Here is a 21,860-nt window from a genome sequence, read left to right on the forward strand (position 1 = left end):
ATTCGCGCCGCAGAAATTTCAAAGGTCATCAAGGACCAGATCGCCAATTTTGGCAATGAAGCCCAGGTTTCCGAAGTCGGAACCGTGCTCGCCGTCGGTGACGGCATCGCCCGTATCCACGGCCTCGACCAGGTCCAGGCCGGTGAGATGGTCGAATTCTCCAACGGTATTCAGGGCATGGCGCTGAACCTCGAGGCTGACAATGTCGGCGTCGTGATTTTCGGCTCTGACGCCGAAATCAAGGAAGGCGACGTGGTCAAGCGGACCGGCACGATTGTGGACGTTCCAATCGGCAAGGAACTGCTCGGCCGCGTGGTTGACGGTCTCGGCAACCCGATCGACGGCAAGGGCCCGATCAAAACCAAGAAACGTAGCCGTGTTGAAGTGAAGGCACCTGGCATTATCCCGCGTAAATCGGTTCACGAACCCGTTCAGACCGGTCTCAAGGCACTTGACGCTCTTGTTCCTGTTGGCCGTGGCCAGCGCGAATTGATCATTGGTGACCGTCAGACCGGCAAGACCGCTGTCGCAATCGACACGTTCATCAACCAGAAGACCGTCAACGCCGGCGACGACGAAGGCAAGAAACTCTACTGCATTTATGTGGCTGTCGGCCAGAAGCGTTCGACCGTTGCACAGATCGTCAAGAGCCTCGAAGAAAATGGCGCGATGGAATATTCGATCGTGGTTGCTGCAACCGCTTCCGAGCCTGCGCCTCTCCAGTATCTCGCACCTTATACCGGTGTGACCATGGGCGAATATTTCCGCGATAACGGCATGCACGCCTGTATCGTTTATGACGATCTCTCCAAGCAGGCCGTGGCCTATCGCCAGATGTCCCTGCTGCTGCGTCGTCCTCCAGGACGTGAAGCCTATCCTGGTGACGTTTTCTATCTTCACAGTCGCTTGCTCGAACGTGCCGCGAAGATGAACGAAGCCAATGGCTCCGGTTCCTTGACCGCATTGCCGATCATCGAAACCCAGGCTGGTGACGTTTCCGCCTATATTCCGACCAACGTGATTTCGATCACCGACGGTCAGATCTTCCTCGAAACGGACCTGTTCAACCAGGGCATCCGTCCTGCGATTAACGTGGGTCTGTCGGTGTCCCGTGTGGGTTCCGCTGCACAAACGAAGGCGATGAAAAAGGTCTCCGGCTCGATCAAGCTCGATCTCGCGCAATATCGCGAAATGGCTGCCTTTGCGCAGTTCGGTTCGGACCTCGACGCATCGACGCAGAAATTGCTCGCACGTGGTGAGCGTTTGACGCAGCTTCTGAAACAGGCGCAATTCTCGCCGCTGCCGTTCGAAGAGCAAACCGCTTCGATCTACGCCGGTACCAACGGCCACCTCGACAGCGTCGCGGCGGATGACGTTGTGCGCTACGAAGAAGCGATGCTGGCATATATGCGCAGCGAACATGCAGACATCTTGAAAACGATCCGTGAAAGCGGTGACCTGTCGGATGACACCAAGGCGGCTCTCGAAGACGCTCTGGCAGCATTCGGAAAGACGTTTGCTTAAACACGCGTCATGCTGAACCCGTTTCAGCATCTCTTGAGATCCCGAAACAAGTTCGGGATGACGAAGATTGGAGTATTTGACTAGCTATGGCCAGTCTTAAAGAACTGAAAGATCGGATCGCGTCGGTTAAGTCGACCCAGAAGATCACCAAGGCCAAGAAAATGGTGGCCGCTGCCAAATTGCGCCGTGCGCAAATGGCGGCCGAGGCAGCGCGCCCATACGCCAACCGGATGGAAAAGGTGATGACAAGCCTCGCCTCGAAGGTTTCGATTGATGAAAATTCATCGAAGCTGCTGGCAGGCACCGGCAAGCTTGAAACGCATTTGCTGGTCGTCGCGACATCGGATCGTGGCCTTTGCGGCGCGTTCAATGCCAATATTGTCAAGGAAGCCCGCGTCAAGGCTGAAAAGCTGCTGGCTGAAGGTCACAAGGTTCTGTTCTACATGGTCGGTCGCAAGGGCATTCCGATCATCAAGCGCTTTTTCCCTGGTCAGATTTTGAAGCATTTCGATACATCGAACGCCAAAACGCCCGGATATGAAGAAGCCAAGGCAATCGCCGCAGATCTGACCGCGCTGATCGAAGAAGGCAAATATGACGTTGCCCATCTATTCTATGGCAAGTTCAAATCGGCTCTGGTTCAGGAACCCACGGTTCAGCAAATCATCCCGATCCCCGTTCAGGACGGCGCGGTCGCTGAATCGGAAGGCGCAGTAGATTATGAACCGGACGAGGAAGAAATTCTCGCCGAGTTGCTGCCACGCAATCTGACGACCCAGATTTTCGGCGCACTGCTGGAAAATATGGCGTCGGAACAGGGCGCATCGATGACCGCAATGGACAATGCGACCCGCAACGCCGGCGACCTGATCGACAACCTCACGATTGTTTACAACCGCAGCCGCCAGGCCGCGATCACCACCGAATTGATTGAAATTATCGCTGGCGCTGAAGCGCTCTAAAGCACGTACGCAAGGAAACGTAAAAATGGCAAAAACCAAAAATGTAGGCCGCATTTCACAGGTTATCGGCGCTGTCGTCGACGTAACCTTTGATGGCGATATTCCGACAATTCTGTCGGCTCTGGAAACCGACAATAACGGTAACCGGCTGGTTCTTGAGGTTGCTCAGCATCTCGGCGAGAACACCGTTCGTACCATCGCCATGGATGCAACCGAAGGCCTGACCCGCGGTCAGGAAGTCACCGACACCGGTGCACAGATTCAGATGCCTGTTGGTCCTGAAACGCTCGGCCGGATCATGAACGTGATTGGTGAGCCCATCGACGAACGCGGCCCGATCGGTAGCAAAGCGACCGCTCCTATTCACGCAGAAGCCCCTGCTTTTGTCGACCAGTCGACCGAAAATGAAATTCTGGTGACCGGCATCAAGGTTGTCGATCTGCTCGCACCTTATGCGAAGGGCGGAAAGATCGGCCTGTTCGGCGGCGCCGGCGTGGGCAAGACCGTTCTTATTCAGGAACTGATCAACAACATCGCAAAAGGCCATGGCGGCACATCCGTTTTCGCCGGTGTTGGTGAGCGTACCCGTGAAGGCAACGATCTCTATCACGAATTCCTCGACGCTGGCGTTATCGCCAAGGATGCCGACGGCAATCCGAAGTCTGAAGGCTCTAAAGTGGCACTGGTCTTCGGCCAGATGAACGAACCTCCAGGGGCGCGTGCCCGTGTTGCTCTGTCCGGTCTGACCCAGGCGGAGTATTTCCGCGATCAGGAAGGCCAGGACGTGTTGTTCTTCATCGACAATATCTTCCGCTTCACCCAGGCTGGTTCGGAAGTGTCCGCACTGCTTGGCCGTATTCCTTCGGCTGTGGGCTATCAGCCTACCCTGTCGACCGACATGGGCGCGCTGCAGGAACGCATTACCTCAACCAACAAGGGTTCGATTACATCGGTTCAGGCCATTTATGTTCCTGCCGACGATTTGACCGACCCTGCACCGGCAACCTCCTTTGCCCACCTTGACGCCACCACCGTTTTGAACCGTGCGATTTCGGAGCTGGGCATCTACCCGGCTGTGGATCCGCTCGATTCCTCCTCGCGTGTTCTGGAACCCCGCGTTGTTGGCCAGGAACATTATGATACGGCCCGTGCCGTTCAGGAAACCCTGCAGAAGTATAAATCCTTGCAGGACATTATCGCCATTCTCGGCATGGACGAGCTTTCGGAAGAAGATAAGCTGGTTGTCCAACGTGCTCGTAAGATCCAGAAGTTCCTGTCGCAGCCGTTCCACGTTGCGGAAGTCTTTACCGGCATTCCCGGCAAATTCGTTGATCTCGAAGACACGATCAAATCGTTCAAGGCGGTTGTCGAAGGCGAATATGATCATCTTCCCGAGAACGCCTTCTACATGGTCGGCGGCATCGAAGAAGCGATCGAAAAAGGCAAGAAAATGGCGGCAGAAGCGGCTTAATCCATTAAATCCCTCTCCCTCACGGGAGAGGGCCTAGGAATTACAAAGACATGGCAAACCTGCATTTCGAACTCGTAACCCCTGAAAAGCTCGTCCGGTCGGATGATGTGTTCATGGTGGTTGTGCCCGGTACCGAGGGTGATTTTGGCGTGCTCGCCAATCACGCACCTGTGATGTCGACGATCCGCGATGCAGATCTGCTGGTCTACGCCAGCGAAGGCGCGACGCCGGAGACGATTTCCGTGCAGGGCGGATTTGCCCAGGTCGACGAAAATGGCCTGACGGTTCTGGCAGAAGCCATTTCCTGACCAAGGCCATGCCTCCAGCAACGAGGTCGCCCTGCCCTCGCCACGCTAAAGCAGCAACTCACTGAAAATAATGACAATTATTCCGTCATCGCGGTGCTGTTGGTCGGATCACCGAAGACAAGGATGCTGATCGCCATAGCTATTGGCAGTTGAATATCCACAATCGCTGCATCCCTGGTCCAGGCGACATCTTGTCCTTTAAAAGCCAACCGGAAAGCCGGCGAACGCCACGAGAACCAGCGTGACAGTTGCTCCCCTTTGTCCGGATATATGGTCAGCGTTCAAGATATTCTCTTCGCTGCATTTTTTGCCCTGAAGACTGTTCGTCATTGGGCAAGCCCCAACGATAATATTCTCAATCTTCCCGATGCAACGCAATGAATTTTGCGGTTTATTAACCAATTTCGGGGAAAGAGGGCATGTATCTTGTGATATTATTGAAATCGGACAGAACAGCATGAGCGCATTTGGCAAGAAAAATGGACTGGGTGGCGGCAAGCCATCCTTTGGTGTCGCCAAACCGATGAACGGTGGCGGCAAGAAAACTGCCAAATCAGATTCTCCCGAAGACAATTTGGGGGGCAATCAATTTCCTCCCCTGGAATCCATTCCGTTGCCGGGCGAAGGTGCGCCAGCCCCAGCCCCCGCTCCAGCCGCTCCTGAACAGAGTGATGCGATGGCGCGGCTTTCGGAACGGTCACAGCCAATGGCGGACGGCGGCGACAAGGAAGAGGGCTTTGGCGCTTCTGTCCACAAAATCAAGGAACAGGTGCTTCCTCGCCTGCTCGAACGCGTCGATCCGGAAGCCGCAGCGACCCTGAACAAGGAAGAGCTGACCGAAGAATTCCGTCCGATCATCATGGAAGTGCTGACAGAGCTCAAACTCACGCTCAACCGGCGCGAGCAATTCGCACTGGAAAAAGTTCTGGTCGACGAGTTGCTTGGGTTCGGACCGTTGGAAGAGCTTCTGCAAAATCCGGACATTTCCGATATCATGGTCAACGGCCCGGAACAGACCTATATCGAAATCAAGGGCAAGCTTGAAATCGCACCGATCCAGTTCCGCGACGAGGAACATCTCTTCCAGATCGCCCAACGGATCGTGAACCAGGTCGGCCGCCGTGTCGATCAGACCACGCCGTTGGCCGATGCCCGACTGAAAGACGGTTCGCGTGTGAACGTGATCGTGCCTCCGCTGAGCCTGAAGGGCACAGCGATCTCGATTCGTAAGTTTTCAGAGAAGCCGATCACGCTCGACATGATGAAAAACTTCGGTTCAATGTCCGAAGAAATGTGCACCGTGCTCAAGATTGCGGGTGCCTGCCGCTTCAACGTGGTTATCTCTGGCGGTACGGGTTCCGGTAAAACGACCATGCTCAACGCCATGTCCAAGATGATCGATCCGGGTGAACGCGTGCTGACGATTGAGGATGCCGCCGAGCTTCGCCTGCAACAACCGCATTGGCTGCCACTTGAGACCCGCCCGCCCAACCTTGAGGGCCAGGGCGCGATTACCATCGGCGATCTTGTCAAGAACGCCCTGCGTATGCGGCCGGACCGGATCATCCTCGGCGAAATTCGTGGCGCAGAATGTTTCGACCTTCTCGCCGCGATGAACACCGGCCATGACGGTTCCATGTGTACGCTCCACGCCAACAGCCCGCGCGAGTGTCTCGGCCGTATGGAAAACATGATTCTGATGGGCGACATCAAGATTCCGAAAGAGGCGATTTCGCGCCAGATAGCAGAATCTGTCGATCTTATCGTTCAGGTCAAACGTCTGCGCGACGGTTCGCGTCGTACAACCAATATTACCGAAGTGATCGGGATGGAGGGCGACGTGATCGTGACCCAGGAATTGTTCAAATATCAATATCTTGACGAGGATGCCGAGGGAAAAATCATCGGTGAATATCAATCCGCCGGCCTGCGCCCCTATACGCTCGACAAGGCGCGGCAATATGGATTTAACCAGCCGTTGCTCGAAGCCTGCCTGTAGTCTTTCCCTCTATTCGGTCGAGATAAATCCCAGGCCGAAAGCCATGGATATGCCGAAAGTCAACAAGGCCAGAGCGGTGATGGTTGACCAGGGCATGAAACCGACATCTTCGATGTCATCCCGATTGTTGCGGCGGCGGTTACCGATTTCGGCAATCACGGCAACCGTCCCTGACAGACCGCACAGCACAATCCACAGCGGCGGCATCAAAAGCTCAGCCCTTGGCCAGCATATTGATGATGCCGGAGAAATCCTTGCCGCCCTGCCCCTCTGTTTCGGCATATTGTTCATAGAGCTTCGCGGCTTCAGCGCCCATCGGCACATCCGCGCCGGCGCTTTGCGCCGCTTCCATCGCCAAACGAAGATCCTTCAGCATCAGAGCAGCGGCGAAACCACCTTCATAACCGTTGTCTGCCGGGCTTTGCGGCCCGACGCCGGGGACCGGACAATAGCTGGTCATCGACCAGCTCTGGCCGGAGGCTTTTGAAGAAATGTCATAGAATGTCTGCGGGTCGAGGCCGAGCTTCTCCGCCATCTTGAACGTCTCGCAGGTCGCGATCATCGACGCGCCGAGCAGCATATTGTTGCAGATTTTCGCCGCCTGTCCCGCACCATTGCCGCCGGCGTGGATCACCGCCTTGCCCATGTCGGACAGGATCGGCTCAGCGCGCTTGAAGCCTTCGTCGCTGCCGCCGACCATGAAAGTCAGCGTACCGCCATTGGCCGCCGCGATACCGCCGGATACCGGAGCGTCCACGGGCACGAGCCCCTTGGCCTCCGCCATGGTCGCCACATCACGCGCGCTGTCGACGTCAATGGTGGAACAATCGATCACCAATGTGCCGGGATTGGCATTGATGATGATCTCATATTCATAGACCTTGCGGACATGGGTGCCGGCCGGGAGCATGGTCACCACAGCCTCCATATTCTGGACCGCCTGTGCGGCGTCGCTTACCGGATGGCAGCCCGCTTCGCCAGCCCGTGCCAGCGCTTCGCCGGACAGGTCAAAGGCAAAAACCTCGTGCCCCGCTTTTGCGAGATTGGCGGCCATGCCGCCGCCCATATTGCCAAGGCCGATAAATCCGATTTTCATTATAGTCTCCAGTGATTGTCAGCAAAACAAAGCCAGCGGCCCTGCAAGGTAGACGCAGCTATTCCTAGCGTCCCTTCCATTGGCCTTCGCGCTTCTCGATAAACGCGGCCATGCCCTCTTTCTTGTCTTCTGTTGCGGTCAGGATCTGGAACAGACGCCGTTCGTGGACCAGGCCCTGCTCGAGATTATTTTCGAAGGCCGCGTTGACCATTTCCTTGTTCACCTGAGCGGCCATCGGCGGCATCGAGGCGACAAGCGCGGCAGATTTCAGCGCTTCATCGAGCAGATCATCGTGCGGAACCACGCGGGCGACAAGACCGGAACGTTCGGCTTCCTCAGCATCCATCATTCGCCCGGTCAGGCACATTTCCATCGATTTGGCCTTGCCGATCGCACGGGTCAGCCGCTGCGAGCCGCCCATGCCCGGTGCGACACCCAGCTTGATTTCCGGCTGTCCGAATTTCGCCTTGTCGCTGGCGATGATATAATCCGCCATCATAGCGAGTTCACAACCACCACCGAGCGAAAAGCCGTTGACCGCAGCGATCCACGGCTTGCGGGTCGCCTTGACGATATGGCTGGTCCATTTGGCGAAGAAATCTTCCAGATAGAAATCGGCGGCCGACTTGTCGTACATTTCCTTGATGTCGGCACCGGCGGCAAAAGCCTTGTCGCCTGAACCGGTCAGGACGGCACAATTCTGCGTCTCATCCGCCTGAAATGCAGCGAAGGCATCGATCAGTTCGTCGAGAACCTGGCTGTTCAGCGCATTGAGAGCCTTTGGCCGGTTGAGCGTGATCAGGGTGACTGCACCCTTTTTCTCGGTGAGAATTGTTTCATACGTCATAGGGGCTTCCATTCTTCATTGGCTGGGAGGGGCGCGAAAATCGCATCAATCCATTCGTCGGTCACTTCCTCGGGCGTCGCCGGATTCCATTTCGGGTCATTGTCCTTGTCGACAATCAGGGCCCGCACGCCTTCGAGGAAATCGTGCATCACCAGCACATGATAGCCGATCCGATATTCATTGCGCATCTCGTCGGCGAAGCTTTCCATCTCCGCGCCTTCCTTGAGCTGGCGCAGCGCCACCTTGCAGGTCTGCGGGCTCTTGGTGCCCAAAGTATCGCGTTCCTTGGCCGCCCATTCGCTGTCGTCGGCTTCCAGTGCGGCAAGAATATCTTCGAACCGGTCGGAGGCGAAAAACTTGTCGATCTTGTCGAGATTCTTGGTGATGCGGGCTTCGGGAACATTGCCCGAGAGCTGCCCCAATATGCCGTCGATACGATCGGGCTTCTCGGCAATGCGCTGCTTGGCTTCTTCTAGGGCTTCCGACGGCAGATAATGGGTAGCGATGCCCACTTCCTTGCACTCGGCGCCATCCAGCCGCGCACCGGTGAGGGCGAGAAACTGGCCCAACCGGCCTTCGAGCCGGGACAGGAACCAGCCGCCGCCGACATCGGGGAATAGTCCGATACCCGTCTCGGGCATGGCAAATCGGGTATGCTCGGTGGCCACGCGATATTTGGCCGGTTGCGAAATTCCGACGCCGCCGCCCATGGTGATGCCGTCCATGAAGGCGACCACGGGTTTGGGATATTCGAACAACAGATGGTTGAGCTGATATTCGTGATAGAAGAACTCACGGCCCTTCTTGCCATCGGTCATGCCGGATTCGCGTAGCATGGCAATATCGCCACCAGCACAGAAGCCCCTGCCCTCGCTATGGTCGAGGATAACCGCTTCCACGCCGTCATCGTCGCGCCATGCGAGCAATGCCTCGGTCATCGCAAGGCACATGTCGAGGTTGAGCGAATGGATCACTTTGGGCCGGTTCAGGCTGATATGGCCAACCCGCCCGGTTTTTCTGATAATGAGATCTTCTGTCATAAATTTCCTATTGGCGCAGCAATTCGCGCGAAACGATCATACGCATGACCTGGTTGGTACCCTCTAATATACTATGCACGCGCAAATCGCGCCAGAAGCGCTCGATCGGATAGTCCTGCAAATAGCCATAGCCACCAAAAAGTTGCAGCGCGTCATTGACAATCTTGCTGCCGTTGTCGGTCGCCAGCCGCTTCGCCATGGCGGCGAATTTGGTCTTGTCCGGCGTGCCTTCGGTCACTTTCGCAGCCGCTAGATACAGCAACGCGCGAGACGCTTCAAGATCGGTTGCCATGTCGGCGAGCATGAACTGGGTATTCTGGAAGTCGCTGATCGCCTTGCCAAATTGCTTGCGCTCTTTGGTATAGTTCACCGCTTCATCGAGACAGCGCTGCGCGCCGCCGAGCGAACAGGCACCAATGTTCAGACGCCCCCCGTCCAGACCCGCCATGGCGATGCGAAAGCCTTCACCCTCGTCACCGACCCGGTTTTCAACCGGCACCCGGACATTGTCGAAATTGACCTGGGCGGTGGGCTGCGAATGCCAGCCCAGTTTCTTTTCGTTGGCGCCGAAGCTGACGCCTTCCATGTCCTTTTCGATGACAAGGCAGGTAACGCCCCTTGCACCATCATCGGAGGTGCGCGTCATCGTGACGTAAATCTCGTTTTCGCCCCCACCGGAAATGAATTGCTTGGAGCCGTTGACGATATAATCATCTCCATCTCGGACAGCCTTGGTCTTCAGCGAGGCAGCGTCGGATCCTGCTCCGGCTTCGGTCAGGCAATAGCTGGCGATTTTTTCCATCGGCACGAGATCGGGCAGATATTTGTCCTTCACCGCCTGCGAACCATATGTGTCGATCATCCAGCTGGCCATATTGTGGATCGAGACAAAGGCGCTGGTCGAGGGACAGCCATAAGCCATGGCCTCCATGATGATCGCCGATTCGAGCCGCCCGAGACCGATCCCGCCCGATTCCTCAGACACGTAAATACCGCCGAAGCCGAGGTCGGCCGCCTGCTTGACCGTGTCGCGCGGGAATATATGTTTTTCATCCCACTCGGCCGCAAAGGGCGTGATCGCGTCGGCGGTGAATTTCTGCGCCATTTCCTGAATGGCAAGCTGGTCTTCGGTCAGAGAAAATTGGGTCATATCTATTTCTTGTTTCTTGCCATGGCAGCGGCGGTTGATTCGGCTCCCCGCATTACCCGCAATATATTGTGGCGGGCAATCTTTGCCAGGTCGCCAGCGCTATAACCACGCCTGGCCAGTTCGGCAAATAGCACTGGATAGGTCGAGACATCAGAGAGATCGTCGGGCGTAAACCTGATTCCGTCATAATCGCCGCCAAGGCCGATATGGTCGATACCGGCGACATCGCGGATATGATCGATATGGTCGGCGATATCCTTTGCGGTCACCGGAGGCATCGGATTTTCTTCATTCCATTTCGCCAAATGGGCTGCGCGTGCGGCCTCGTCTCCGGGATAGAGTGCTGCTGCGCGCGCTGTCTCGGCCTTCTGTCCTGCGTCCCAGTCGCGGTTTTCCGCACTGACATAAGAGGGTACGAAGGTAACCATCACCACGCCGCCATTGGTCGGCAACCGTTTCAAAACCGAATCGGGTACATTGCGGGAATGTCTGGTTACGCCATCGGCAGAACTATGACTGAAAATCACCGGTGCGCGGGTCACGTCCAGCGCATCATTCATCGTCGCTTCCGATACGTGGCTGAGATCCACCATCATCCCCAGCCGGTTCATTTCCTGCACGACGGAAACACCGAATTCCGACAAGCCGTCGCTTTTCGGCGCATCGGTTGCGCTGTCGGCCCAGTCGAGCGTCTTCCAGTGCGTCAGCGTCATATAGCGGGCACCCAGAGCATAAGCCTGCCGCAGCACGGCGAGCGAATTACCGATTGAATGGCCGCCCTCCATACCGATCAGCGAGGCGATACGGCCGTTTTTTTGGGCAGCTGCAACATCCGCAGCGGTCAGGGCGAGTTGCAGATCATCGGGATATGTATCGACCAGCCTGTGGACGATATCAATCTGCTCGATCACCCGTTGAACGGCCTCAAATTCCGGCAATTCCGGGTCGATCCAGACCGACCAGAACTGACCGCCGACTCCGCCTTGCCTGAGCCGGGCGATATCGGTGTGCATCACTTTCGAACCCGTCCCGGTGGTGGGCAGCGTGTTGCGAAAATCGAATTGCGAGAAATCACTCGCGAACCGCTCGGCAATCTGTTCCGGGGCGTCATTATGCCCGTCGATCACCGGGCTTTTGGCAAGCACGTCTTGCGCGACCTGCTCGGGCGTTTGAGCCATCACGGATTGCGGTCCCAGCACAGCGATGCCCATAGCCAGACCACGGAAGATGTTAATGTTTTTCATGCACCAAGGTCTAGTCGTGCAGGACCCTCTCGGCAAATAGCTTTTTTGCTACTTTTTGATCATTGCGCTGATACCAGCGGTTTCCGACATTGCGCTCCGCTGCGAGCATCTGGATGCGGGTGCCGTCGGCGAATTCAACGTCCGGTTCCATATAGGCAATGGGATCCCGAAAAGCTTCGTCGGCAGAAACAATGGTCCAGCCCTGCTTTTTCAAAGCTGCTGCCAGATCATCTACGAACATCGCTGCCAGATCGGTCTCATGCAGCAATATCATCTGCACGGGTGCCCTGCCCAAAGTCCGCCGGGCGAGATCATCCGAAAACTCGGCCGACTCCACATAGGATTCGACAAAAAGATCGCGCAACGCGTTCCAGTCCATAATCTTTCCAGCCTTGGCCGCAGAGATCGCCATATCCTCGAGATACCAGTCCGACGCATCGACAGTGACGTAGCCGTTCATCAACCCGCGCTGTTTGAGACCGGCACGAACCGCATCGCGCTTGGCCCTGTTTTTCTGTCCCTCGTCCAGAAATGGAAAGCGGAACCAGGGCCGGTAATTGGGCTTGTCTTTGAGCCATGCTTCTGCCGCATCGATATCGGCGAGAAATGTCGCTACCGTTACGGCAGAAAGCTTGCTGTGTTTGGCAGTATGATTGCCCAGGACATGTCCGGCCTTGGCATAAGCAGCGATATCGGCGGCGTCGTTATCATGAGCGGTAATCCGGCCCGGATTGATGAAGAATACCGCCTGCTCGACACCGGCGGTTTGCAGCGCCTCGATCAGCAATCTCGGCCGTTCATCCGGCTCCAGAAACGCACCCGCGCCGCGCGGGGCGTCGTCGAAACTGAAGGCGATGCGTTTGTCGGACATGGTAACGGGTGGCGGCAGAGACACCGTCTCGCTTGTTGCGTTTTCCGCAGGCCAGAAAGCGAACAAAATGATTGCCAGCAACAATGATGGCAAGAACACCCGTGGTGACAGCGCTAGCAACGCGGCACCGGAAATGATGTTGGCTGGACAGTCATAATCGTCATGTCCGCCCGAAATGCCGGAATTTCCAGCATTTCGGGAGACTTGTCCTGATTTGGAACTCTGTTGCGCTCAGGCCTTGCCGGGCATTTACCCCATGGTGGGAATGACAAAGGCATCCTTGTTACCGCCATCCGCTGTGCCATCGGGCCAGCGCTGGGTGATGGTCTTGACCTTGGTCCAGAATTTCACGCCTTCCATGCCGTGCTGGTTGGTGTCGCCGAATGCAGAGCGTTTCCAGCCGCCAAAGCTGTGATAGGCAACCGGTACCGGAATCGGCACGTTGATACCGACCATGCCGACATTGACGCGGCTGGCGAATTCGCGGGCCGCATGGCCGTTGCGGGTGAAGATCGCGACGCCATTGCCATATTGATGCTGGCTCGGCAGCGCGAGCGCTTCCTCGAAATTCTTGGCGCGGACGATCTGCAGCACGGGGCCGAAAATTTCTTCCTTGTAGCTTTCCATCTCGGGTTTGACATGATCGAACAGGGACGGTCCGATGAAGCAGCCGTCCTCGTGACCCTGCAGCGAGAAGCCGCGGCCGTCGACGACCAGTTCCGCGCCTTCATCGACGCCGGTCTGGATCCAGTTCTCGACCCGCTGCTTGTGCGCCGGATTGACGACCGGACCATAATGGGCTTCCTCGTCGGTCGAAATGCCGACCCGAAGAGCTTCCATCGCCGGGATCATTTTCTCGCGGAGACGATCTGCCGTGTCTTCGCCCACCGGTACGACCACCGGCAATGCCATACAGCGTTCGCCAGCCGAACCGAAAGCTGCGCCGGACAGATCATTCACAACCTGATCGAGATCCGCGTCCGGCAGAACGATACCGTGGTTTTTCGCGCCGCCCATTGCCTGGACCCGTTTGCCGGCTGCAACGCCGCGCTGATAGACATAATGGGCGATATCGGAGGAACCGACAAAGCTGATCCCGCCAATGGCCGGATGATCGAGAATGGCGTCGACCATTTCCTTGTCACCGTGCAGACACTGCAAAATACCGGCTGGCAGGCCAGCTTCAAGCATCAGTTCGACCAGCCGGACGGGAACCGATGGATCACGCTCGGACGGCTTCAGAATGAAGGCGTTGCCGGTCGCGATCGCCGGGCCGAACATCCACATCGGGATCATCGCCGGGAAATTGAACGGGGTGATGCCGGCGCCAATGCCGATTGGCTGGCGCATCGAATAGACGTCGATGCCGGGCCCTGCGCCCTGAGTATATTCGCCCTTCAGGACATGGGGGATGCCGCAGCAGAATTCGATGACTTCCAGACCGCGCTGGATGTCGCCCTTCGAGTCGGCGATCACCTTGCCATGTTCTATCGACAGCAGGTTGGCCAGCTCGTCCATATGCGCTTCAACAAGTTCCTTGAACTTGAACATCACCCGTGCGCGGCGCTGCGGGTTGGTTGCTGCCCAGGCCGGTTGCGCCGCCAGCGCCGCGTCTACGGCCTTGTCGAGCACCGCTGCATCACCGAGATCCACCTTGCCCTGGATGCCGCCATTATTGGGGTCAAAAATATCGCTCTGGCGGGCCGCTGCTGCGTTTCCTCCGGAGGCCAAGACATGGGTTACTGTGCGCATTGAAAGACTCCTGATTGCTTTTGCGGGCTATATGCTATTAACCGCGTCAATGCACAACACCCGCAACGCTATCTTTATTGGCAAGATTGCATGAATAATGACAATGCCGTCAGTCAGAACCGGCCCTTGGCCGGAATCGTCACCCGTCTCGCGGCGATGCTTTCGCTCGCGTTCATGTTTGCCTTCGTCAAACTGGCCGGAGAACAAGGCGTACATGTCACCGAAAGCCTGTTCTACCGCCAGTTGATCGCCATGCCGCTAATCTGCTTCCTGATCTGGCGCAGTCAGGGCGGATGGCCCTCGATTATCTCGAACAAGCACGGTCTGCACATGTTGCGCTCCGCTCTTGGCATTTTTGCCATGGGCCTCAATTTCTGGGCGATGACCCTGCTGCCGCTGGCGGACGCCACGACGATCAGCTTCACCGTTCCCATCTTCGCGACTTTATTCGCCGCGCTGGTCCTGCGGGAAAAGGTCGGCATCCGGCGCTGGTCGGCGATCCTGATCGGCTTTGTCGGGGTGCTGATCGTGGTCCAGCCGGGCGGATCGATGATCCCCGCCTTCGGCGCAGCCGTTGCTCTGGGCGGCGCTCTGGTCACGGCGGCCGTGACGATGGTTATCCGCATGCTGGGCCGCACCGAAACCAGCGTCGTCACGATCTTCTGGTTCTCGGTCTACACCCTGCCCGCGCTGACCGTTTGTGCCTTCATCTACGGCGGAGGGCATGACGCAAAGACCTGGGGCTATCTGCTTGGCGTCGGTATATTCGGCGCGCTCGGCCAACTGTGCATCACCCAGTCGCTGCGCTATGCGCCGGTCTCGACGATCGTGCCGATGGACTATAGCGCGCTGATCTGGGCGACCTTCTTCGGCATTGTCATCTTCGACCAATATCCCGGCCTGTCGATCTGGCTGGGTGCACCGATCATCATCGGCTCCGGCCTGTTCATCGCCTGGCGCGAACATGTCAAGGCAAGCAAGCTGACGGTTGCCAAGGCGGAGCCGAGCGCATAATCATTCCCTCAACAGGGAGAGAGACATGCTGAAATTCATATCGTCCATCGGGGCGGCGCTGGCGCTTCTGTTGGCAAGTGGCGCGCAGGCCGAAGAGGCGCTCGTGGCCCTCCCCTATCCCGAAGTAACCATCTTCGAAGCCGCAAAGATCATCACCATGGAGCCGGGCTATCCCGAAGCCCGCTATGTCGCCACGTCCGACGGCATCATCCTTGGGCTTGGCCAGACATTGGAAGATCTGGAAGCATGGACGCGGGATCGCGAGGTCACCGTCGACCGGCAGTTTGCGAAGCAGGTCCTGATGCCCGGCTTTATCGAGCCGCATGTCCATCCGATGCAGACGATCATGATGCTGCCGATCCCGTTCATCAGTCCCGAGGAGTGGAAACTGCCCGGCAAGACCTATCCGGCGGCGCGCGGCAAGGCGCAATATGAAGAGCGGCTGCGCGCGGAAATGGCCAGGAGCGAGGATGCCCTGTTCATCACCTGGGGCCATCACAAGCTGTTCCACGGCGACATGGACCGCGCCGAGCTCGACCGCATCGCGCCCGACCGGCCGGTGGTGATCTGGCAGCGCAGTTTTCACGAAATCATCGCCAACAGCAAGGCACTCACCCTGCTCGGCATCGGCGACAAAGCCGCGTTCACCGCCGCGTTCAGCAAGCCCAATATCGATCCCGGCCATGCCGACTTCGCCAGCGGCATCATCCACGAGACCGCTTTGTTCAACGGCATCGAAATGCTCCGCCCCTATCTCTTCTCGCCGGCCAAGGTGCAGCAGGGCCTGACCGACATGCGCCAGATGATGCTGGAAAATGGCGTCACCACCAGCGCCGATCTCGCTTTCGGCGGCTTTGGCGGACCGGAGATGGAGTCGGCTTTGTTCAAGAGCCTGTACGACCAGCCGACGACGCCATCCCGGATTCTCGCGATTCCCGTTGCGCCGCTGGTGACTGGCGATCCCAATGTCTGGCTCAAGGACATGAAAGCCAAATATGACAGCAGCAAATTCTTCTTCTCCAACCGGGTGAAGCTGTTCGCCGACGGCGCCTTCTTCGCCCAATATATGCAGATGAACCCGCCCGGCTACAGTGACGGTCACGAGGGCAAATGGCTGACCGAGCCGGAGGAATTGCTGAAGCAGACCGAACGTTTCTGGAACGCCGGCTGGAACCTGCACACCCATGTCAACGGCGACAAGGGTCTCGATGTGGTGCTCGACATCACCGAAAAGCTCGCCCTCCGCAACGGCCAGAATATCGTCATGGAGCATCTCGGCTATTCGACCGAGGCGCAGAACCGGCGGATTGGCGATATGGGCCTCTATGTCTCCGCCCAGCCCAACTATATCCGCATCCTCGGCGATGCTTACGCGAAGACCGGCATGGGTCCCGACCGCGCCGCGCAGATGAGCCGGCTAGGTTCGCTTGAGCGCAAGGGTGTGCCGCTCGGCCTGCACAGCGACTTCAACATGGCGCCGATCGACCCGCTCTATCTCGCCTGGGTGGCGAGCAACCGGATCACCCTCGACGGCAATGTCAAGGCGCCGAAGGAACGGCTCTCGCTCGACAAGGCCCTGCGCGCGATCACCGTGGAGGCGGCGCAGGTAATCGGGCTGGACGCGATGGTCGGCAGTATCGCCACGGGCAAGAAAGCCGATTTCACCGTGCTGGATCGCGACCCCTATGCCGGCGGCGCGGCGAAGCTGCAGGAGGTCGGAATCAAGGGCGTGATATTCGAAGGGCGCTGGTTCCCGGCGGAATAGCGCGTCTGCAAACACCGTTCGCACTGGGCCTGTCGAAGCGTTCGGCGCGAGCAAGCCAGACAGCATCGTCATCCTGAACTTGTTTCAGGACCCCTTGAGATGCGGGCCGACCGCCTGAGGTCCTGAAACAAGTTCAGGATGGCGGGTGCCCCCTGATCCGTTCGTGTCGAGCGCAGTTGAGCCGCTGGCCAGCGAAGGCAACGTCGGCGACAACAGCGCGCCCCCTTGACTGTGCTCACAATGGAAATTCCACCTTTAAACCAGCAGTTTAACCCCGGAATATTTTAGCACGAAACAGGCTTGCCAATCTCTTGCCAACCTTCTAATAGATAACATGCATTTTATATACATGTATTAAAGGACAAGAAATTGCTGAACCAGAATACCATTGATATCGTCAAATCCACCGCCCCCGTTCTTCAACAGCATGGCGAAACGCTGACCAAACATTTTTATCAGCGCATGTTCTCCCACAACCCTGAAGTGGGCCCGTTTTTCAACCAGGCCAACCAGGCCGAAGGAACGCAGCAACGCGCTCTCGCCGGCGCAATTTGCGCTTATGCCGCCAATATTGACAATCTCGAAGTGCTCGGCGGCGCGGTCGAACTCATTGCCAACAAGCACGCCTCCCTGATGGTGAAGCCGGAACATTATCCGATAGTCGGAGAAAATCTGCTCGCGTCGATCAGGGAAGTATTGAGTGACGGCGCAACCGATGATGTCATCAATGCCTGGGCCGAGGCTTATGGTTTCCTGACCGACATTCTGGTCGGACGCGAAGAGCAATTATACCGCGCCAGCGCAACCAAAGACGGTGGCTGGGAAGGCTTCAGAAAATTCAGAATCGACAAGAAGGACCAGGAAAGCCGGAATATCGTCTCTTTCTATCTGAAGCCCGAAGACGGCGGCGCTCTGCCGGAGTTTCTGCCGGGCCAATATATCACCATCCGGGTTCCCACGCCGGATGGATCCACCACCATGCGCAATTACAGCCTGTCCAACCAGCCGGGTCGTGACTATTTCCGGATCAGTGTGAAGCGCGAAGTCGCTCCGGCTGACGGTGCGCCGCACGGCTATGTCTCTAACTTGTTGCACGACAATATCGCGGCGGGAGATGTGCTAGAAGTCGGACCGCCTAACGGTGAGTTTTTCCTCAATGTCAAAGACAAGCACGAACGCCCGCTGGTATTGCTGGCAGCCGGGATCGGCATAACGCCGATCATGAGCATATTGAAAACGACGCTGAGCGCGATGCCGGACCGTCAGATCATTCTCGTTCACGGATGCCTGAATGATGATGTCCAGCCGTTCAAACCTTTCATTGATCAACTGGCGATCAAACACCCCAATCTGAAAGCCCATTATCGCTATAGTGACATGACACCGGATGAAGTCGGGTCGGATGAAAATTGCTCAGCCGGATTTGTCGATGCGGATCTGATCGAATCGCTGATACCGAGCCGCCATGCGGATTATTATTTCTGTGGCCCGAAACCGTTCATGATCAACATTTACCAGGACTTGCTGGTCTGGGGCATTCCGGCATCGCAGGTCCATTTCGAATTTTTCGGCCCGCGGGAGGAATTGGATCAGGCGCCGGCTGGACAAGCATAATACATATAGCGCTCTGATCGGGGACAGCCCGATCAGAGCATGTCCGGCAGGACATCCCTGTCGTTCGCCGGAAGCGCCATCAGATAGGCAAAAGTCCGGGAAACCGCCCTGGAATTTATTGCGCAAGCGATCATCAAACGCCGGTGCGCGGGGGCATTGGTTACCGTATCACTCTCGGAGAACACCCATGTGTTGATTGCGGGGATGCAAGGGCGAGAGCCACATCCTATTGCAGGCGCTAGCTCTTATAACGCGCCTTGAAATTCCGGAACCGGACGCGCTTTCGCTTCAGATTCTGTGACTGCTTTGCCGTTTGTGCGAATATCCTCGATCAACCATTTCATTTCCTTGATCTCGCGGCGTTGCGCCTTGATGATGCCATCGGCCAGTTCCCTTACGCGCCGGTCCTCGATATTGGCACGCTCGCTGGTCAGGATCGCGATGGAGTGATGGGGGATCATCGCTTTCTGCCACGCTTGATCCGAGATCGTGTCCTGCGAGCGGACCAGATAGAGCGAGCCGGCAAACAGGGCAGCAGCGCCTACGAGGATCATCGCATTCTTCCTTTTGTCGTCATACATGCCGAGCATGAAGAGCAGCATGATGATGGCCATCGCACCGCCCATATAAAGGGCCATCCATGTTCTCGTTTCGCTGAAATGGACATGATCGAGCGCGTAGGTGTTGAGATACATCAGACCAAACATCACCAACGTGGAGGTGGCGATCATCACGATGAATCCGGTATATTTAGACATTTGATTTCCCCATCAGATTGGCTCAATTCATGGTCTTGCGGGGTAATTTACGTCCGGGCAGGGAAAAAGTTCCTATTGGGCGCCGCCGACTCCCTTTCGCTAAAGCTGCTTGCCCCTGAGCCTAAGCGCGTTGCCGATCACCGATACCGAGGAGAGGCTCATCGCGGCCGCGGCAATCATCGGGCTGAGCAGAATCCCGAACCAGGGATATAATATGCCCGCGGCAACCGGCACGCCCAGCGCGTTATAGAAAAATGCGAAGAACAGATTCTGCCGGATGTTACCCATGGTCAGCTGGCTGAGATGGCGCGCCTTGGCGATGCCGCCGAGATCGCCTTTGACCAGAGTGATACCCGCGCTCTCCATGGCTACATCGGTGCCGGTGCCCATCGCAATCCCGACGTCCGCCTTGGCCAGCGCCGGCGCGTCATTGATGCCGTCGCCGGCCATCGCGACCCGTTTTCCAGCAGCCTGCAACTCGCTGATCACGCGATGCTTGTCTTCGGGCGAAACATTGGCGTGGATTTCGTCGATCCCGATCATCTTGCCAACCGCCTGCGCTGTGGCTTCGGCGTCACCGGTCAACATTACCACATGGAGTCCGGCCTTGTGCAGCGCCCTGATCGCGTCGATCGTGGTCGCCTTGACCGGATCCGCGACACCGATCAGGCCGGCTGGCTGCCCATCCACCGCGACAAACATCACCGTCTGGCCCTGCGAGCGGCCATCATCGGCTTTTGCCACCAGATCGGCGCTGGTCGCGCCAAGCCGTTCCATCATCTTTTCATTGCCGATCGTAACCCGTTTCTTCTCGACCGTCGCTTCGACGCCTTCGCCGGTGACCGACTGGAAATCGCTCGCTGCCTCAAACTCCATGCCTTTGTCTCTCGCGCCTTCGACAATCGCGGCGGCAAGCGGATGCTCGCTCGCGACTTCGACAGCGGCCACAAAAGCGAGTAGCCCGTCCGCGTCAAAGCCGCTTTCCGGTTCGACCGATACCAACTTCGGTTTGCCTTCGGTCAGCGTCCCGGTCTTGTCGACGACGATCGTGTCGATCTTTTCGAACGTCTCGAGCGCTTCGGCATTCTTGATCAATATGCCGTTCTGCGCGCCCTTGCCGGTGCCGACCATGATCGCCATCGGCGTGGCGAGACCCAGAGCACAGGGACAGGCAATGATCAGCACGGCGACGGCGTTGACCAGACCATAAGCCAGCGCCGGCTCCGGCCCCCATATCGCCCAGACCACGAAGGTTATCAGTGCGACCAGAACCACGGTCGGTACGAAATAGCCTGCCACGGTATCGGCGAGCTTCTGGATCGGGGCGCGGCTGCGCTGGGCGTCGGCAACCATCTGGACAATCTTTGCCAGCAGCGTGTCCTTGCCGACGCGCTCTGCGGTCATCACGAAGCTGCCGGTCTGGTTGACCGTGCCGCCGGTGACAGCATCGCCTTCGGATTTTTGCACCGGAACGGGCTCGCCGGTGATCATCGCCTGATCAATCGTGCTCGCGCCTTTGGCGATGGTGCCGTCGGCAGGGACTTTCTCGCCGGGCCGGACGCGCAGCTCGTCACCCGAGTGCACTTCGTCGAGGGCGATTTCTTCTTCCGAGCCGTCCTCGTTGATCCGCGTGGCAACGGGCGGAGCCAGTTCCAGCAGAGCGCGCAGGGCGCTGGAGGTCTGGCCGCGCGCTTTCAGCTCCAGGACCTGTCCCAACAGGACCAATGTCGTGATGACGGCAGCGGCTTCATAATAGACGGCGACCGTGCCGTCGTGGCCGCGGAAGGCCGCAGGGAATAGCCCGGGAAAGAAAGTCGCGACCAGACTGAAACCATAAGCCACGACAACGCCCAGCCCAATCAGGGTGAACATATTGGGGTTCATGGTCTTGATCGATTGTACGGCGCGGACAAAAAACGGCCAGGCGCCCCAGAGGACGACCGGCGTTGCCAGCAATAGCTGTATCCATGTTGCGGCGGGGGGATCGAACCAGGACTGGAACGGCTGGCCGGGGATCATGTCGCCCATGGCATAGACGAACAAAGGCAGGGAAAAGACCGCGCTGATCCAGAAACGCCGGCGCATGTCGATATATTCGGGATCGGGGCCGGTATCGAGCGAGAATGTTTCTGGTTCCAGCGCCATGCCGCAGATCGGACAGGAGCCGGGACCTTCTTGCCGGATTTCCGGATGCATCGGGCAGGTATAGATCGTGCCTTCGGGAACATCCTCCTGCCCGGCAGAAGGATTTGGCGAAAGATAGCGATCCGGATCGGCGACAAATTTGGTCCGGCAACCGGCAGAGCAGAAATGATAGTCTTGGCCGTCGTGATGCGCGTGATGTTCGGTGTTGGCGGGATCGACGGTCATGCCGCAGACCGGGTCCTTGACCGGGTGGGCACAATCTTCATGGCCATGATCGGGGGAAGTGGCGCCGGTCATCTC

At 57.6% G+C, this 21,860-nt stretch carries 18 protein-coding genes; 8 read left to right on the forward strand and 10 right to left on the reverse strand.

All coding sequences use genetic code 11. The annotated features are described in order from the left end of the window. From atpA to ACN0VD_RS03385, 5 genes are all read left to right on the forward strand, one after another. Positions 1-1,524, forward strand: a 1,524-nt coding sequence (gene atpA, locus ACN0VD_RS03365; RefSeq protein ID WP_417591616.1) for a F0F1 ATP synthase subunit alpha, incomplete at its 5' end; no start/stop codon positions are given. A gap of 86 nt (positions 1,525-1,610) precedes the next feature. Further along, entirely contained in the window at positions 1,611-2,486 is an 876-nt protein-coding gene (locus tag ACN0VD_RS03370; protein WP_417591618.1) for a F0F1 ATP synthase subunit gamma, read from the forward strand. A 25-nt stretch (positions 2,487-2,511) separates the two neighbouring features. Continuing rightward, a complete protein-coding gene (gene atpD, locus ACN0VD_RS03375; protein WP_417591620.1) occupies positions 2,512-3,957 on the forward strand; it encodes a F0F1 ATP synthase subunit beta in 1,446 nt (481 codons plus the stop codon). 50 nt (positions 3,958-4,007) lie between these two features. Further along, on the forward strand, positions 4,008-4,265 hold the full coding sequence (locus tag ACN0VD_RS03380; protein WP_417591622.1) for an ATP synthase F1 subunit epsilon: 258 nt from the start codon (positions 4,008-4,010) through the stop codon (positions 4,263-4,265). A gap of 457 nt (positions 4,266-4,722) precedes the next feature. Further along, positions 4,723-6,264, forward strand: a complete 1,542-nt coding sequence (locus ACN0VD_RS03385) for a CpaF family protein (RefSeq protein WP_417591624.1) — start codon at positions 4,723-4,725, stop codon at positions 6,262-6,264. A gap of 9 nt (positions 6,265-6,273) precedes the next feature. Here ACN0VD_RS03385 and ACN0VD_RS03390 read toward each other — a convergent pair whose 3' ends face one another. The 8 genes from ACN0VD_RS03390 to ACN0VD_RS03425 all read right to left on the reverse strand — a co-directional run bounded on the left by ACN0VD_RS03390 (position 6,274) and on the right by ACN0VD_RS03425 (position 14,264). Beyond that, positions 6,274-6,471: a hypothetical protein gene (locus ACN0VD_RS03390; RefSeq protein WP_417591626.1), complete on the reverse strand. Its 198-nt coding sequence runs from the start codon at positions 6,469-6,471 to the stop codon at positions 6,274-6,276. Positions 6,472-6,478: 7 nt separating this feature from the next. Beyond that, entirely contained in the window at positions 6,479-7,360 is an 882-nt protein-coding gene (mmsB, locus tag ACN0VD_RS03395) for a 3-hydroxyisobutyrate dehydrogenase (RefSeq protein ID WP_417591628.1), read from the reverse strand. A 64-nt stretch (positions 7,361-7,424) separates the two neighbouring features. Beyond that, a complete protein-coding gene (locus ACN0VD_RS03400) occupies positions 7,425-8,207 on the reverse strand; it encodes an enoyl-CoA hydratase-related protein (protein WP_417591630.1) in 783 nt (260 codons plus the stop codon). Beyond that, positions 8,204-9,247: an enoyl-CoA hydratase/isomerase family protein gene (locus ACN0VD_RS03405; RefSeq protein WP_417591632.1), complete on the reverse strand. Its 1,044-nt coding sequence runs from the start codon at positions 9,245-9,247 to the stop codon at positions 8,204-8,206. Before ACN0VD_RS03405 ends, ACN0VD_RS03400 begins: the two co-directional genes overlap by 4 nt. 7 nt (positions 9,248-9,254) lie before the next feature. After that, positions 9,255-10,397 (reverse strand): acyl-CoA dehydrogenase family protein, encoded by a 1,143-nt coding sequence (locus tag ACN0VD_RS03410; RefSeq protein WP_417591634.1) that lies wholly within the window; start codon positions 10,395-10,397, stop codon positions 9,255-9,257. A 2-nt stretch (positions 10,398-10,399) separates the two neighbouring features. Beyond that, a complete protein-coding gene (locus ACN0VD_RS03415; RefSeq protein WP_417591636.1) occupies positions 10,400-11,641 on the reverse strand; it encodes a dipeptidase in 1,242 nt (413 codons plus the stop codon). Between the two features lie 10 nt (positions 11,642-11,651). After that, complete coding sequence (locus ACN0VD_RS03420) at positions 11,652-12,605, reverse strand: polysaccharide deacetylase family protein (RefSeq protein ID WP_417591638.1); 954 nt, start codon at positions 12,603-12,605, stop codon at positions 11,652-11,654. A gap of 156 nt (positions 12,606-12,761) precedes the next feature. Then, positions 12,762-14,264: a CoA-acylating methylmalonate-semialdehyde dehydrogenase gene (locus ACN0VD_RS03425; RefSeq protein ID WP_417591640.1), complete on the reverse strand. Its 1,503-nt coding sequence runs from the start codon at positions 14,262-14,264 to the stop codon at positions 12,762-12,764. A gap of 90 nt (positions 14,265-14,354) precedes the next feature. On the opposite strand from ACN0VD_RS03425, the gene ACN0VD_RS03430 reads away from it, so the two are divergent. From ACN0VD_RS03430 to hmpA, 3 genes are all read left to right on the forward strand, one after another. Further along, positions 14,355-15,278: a DMT family transporter gene (locus ACN0VD_RS03430; RefSeq protein ID WP_417591642.1), complete on the forward strand. Its 924-nt coding sequence runs from the start codon at positions 14,355-14,357 to the stop codon at positions 15,276-15,278. A 25-nt stretch (positions 15,279-15,303) separates the two neighbouring features. Further along, a complete protein-coding gene (locus ACN0VD_RS03435) occupies positions 15,304-17,043 on the forward strand; it encodes an amidohydrolase (protein WP_417591644.1) in 1,740 nt (579 codons plus the stop codon). A gap of 369 nt (positions 17,044-17,412) precedes the next feature. Further along, positions 17,413-18,657, forward strand: a complete 1,245-nt coding sequence (gene hmpA / locus ACN0VD_RS03440) for an NO-inducible flavohemoprotein (RefSeq protein ID WP_417591646.1) — start codon at positions 17,413-17,415, stop codon at positions 18,655-18,657. A 245-nt stretch (positions 18,658-18,902) separates the two neighbouring features. On the opposite strand, the gene ACN0VD_RS03445 is transcribed toward hmpA, so the two are convergent. Beyond that, complete coding sequence (locus tag ACN0VD_RS03445) at positions 18,903-19,415, reverse strand: DUF305 domain-containing protein (RefSeq protein WP_417591648.1); 513 nt, start codon at positions 19,413-19,415, stop codon at positions 18,903-18,905. Positions 19,416-19,514: 99 nt separating this feature from the next. Beyond that, a complete protein-coding gene (locus ACN0VD_RS03450) occupies positions 19,515-21,857 on the reverse strand; it encodes a heavy metal translocating P-type ATPase (protein ID WP_417591650.1) in 2,343 nt (780 codons plus the stop codon). Positions 21,858-21,860: the final 3 nt, after the last annotated feature.

Origin of the sequence: Parasphingorhabdus sp. (assembly GCF_048267785.1) — a bacterium.
Classification (GTDB): Bacteria; Pseudomonadota; Alphaproteobacteria; order Sphingomonadales; family Sphingomonadaceae; genus Parasphingorhabdus.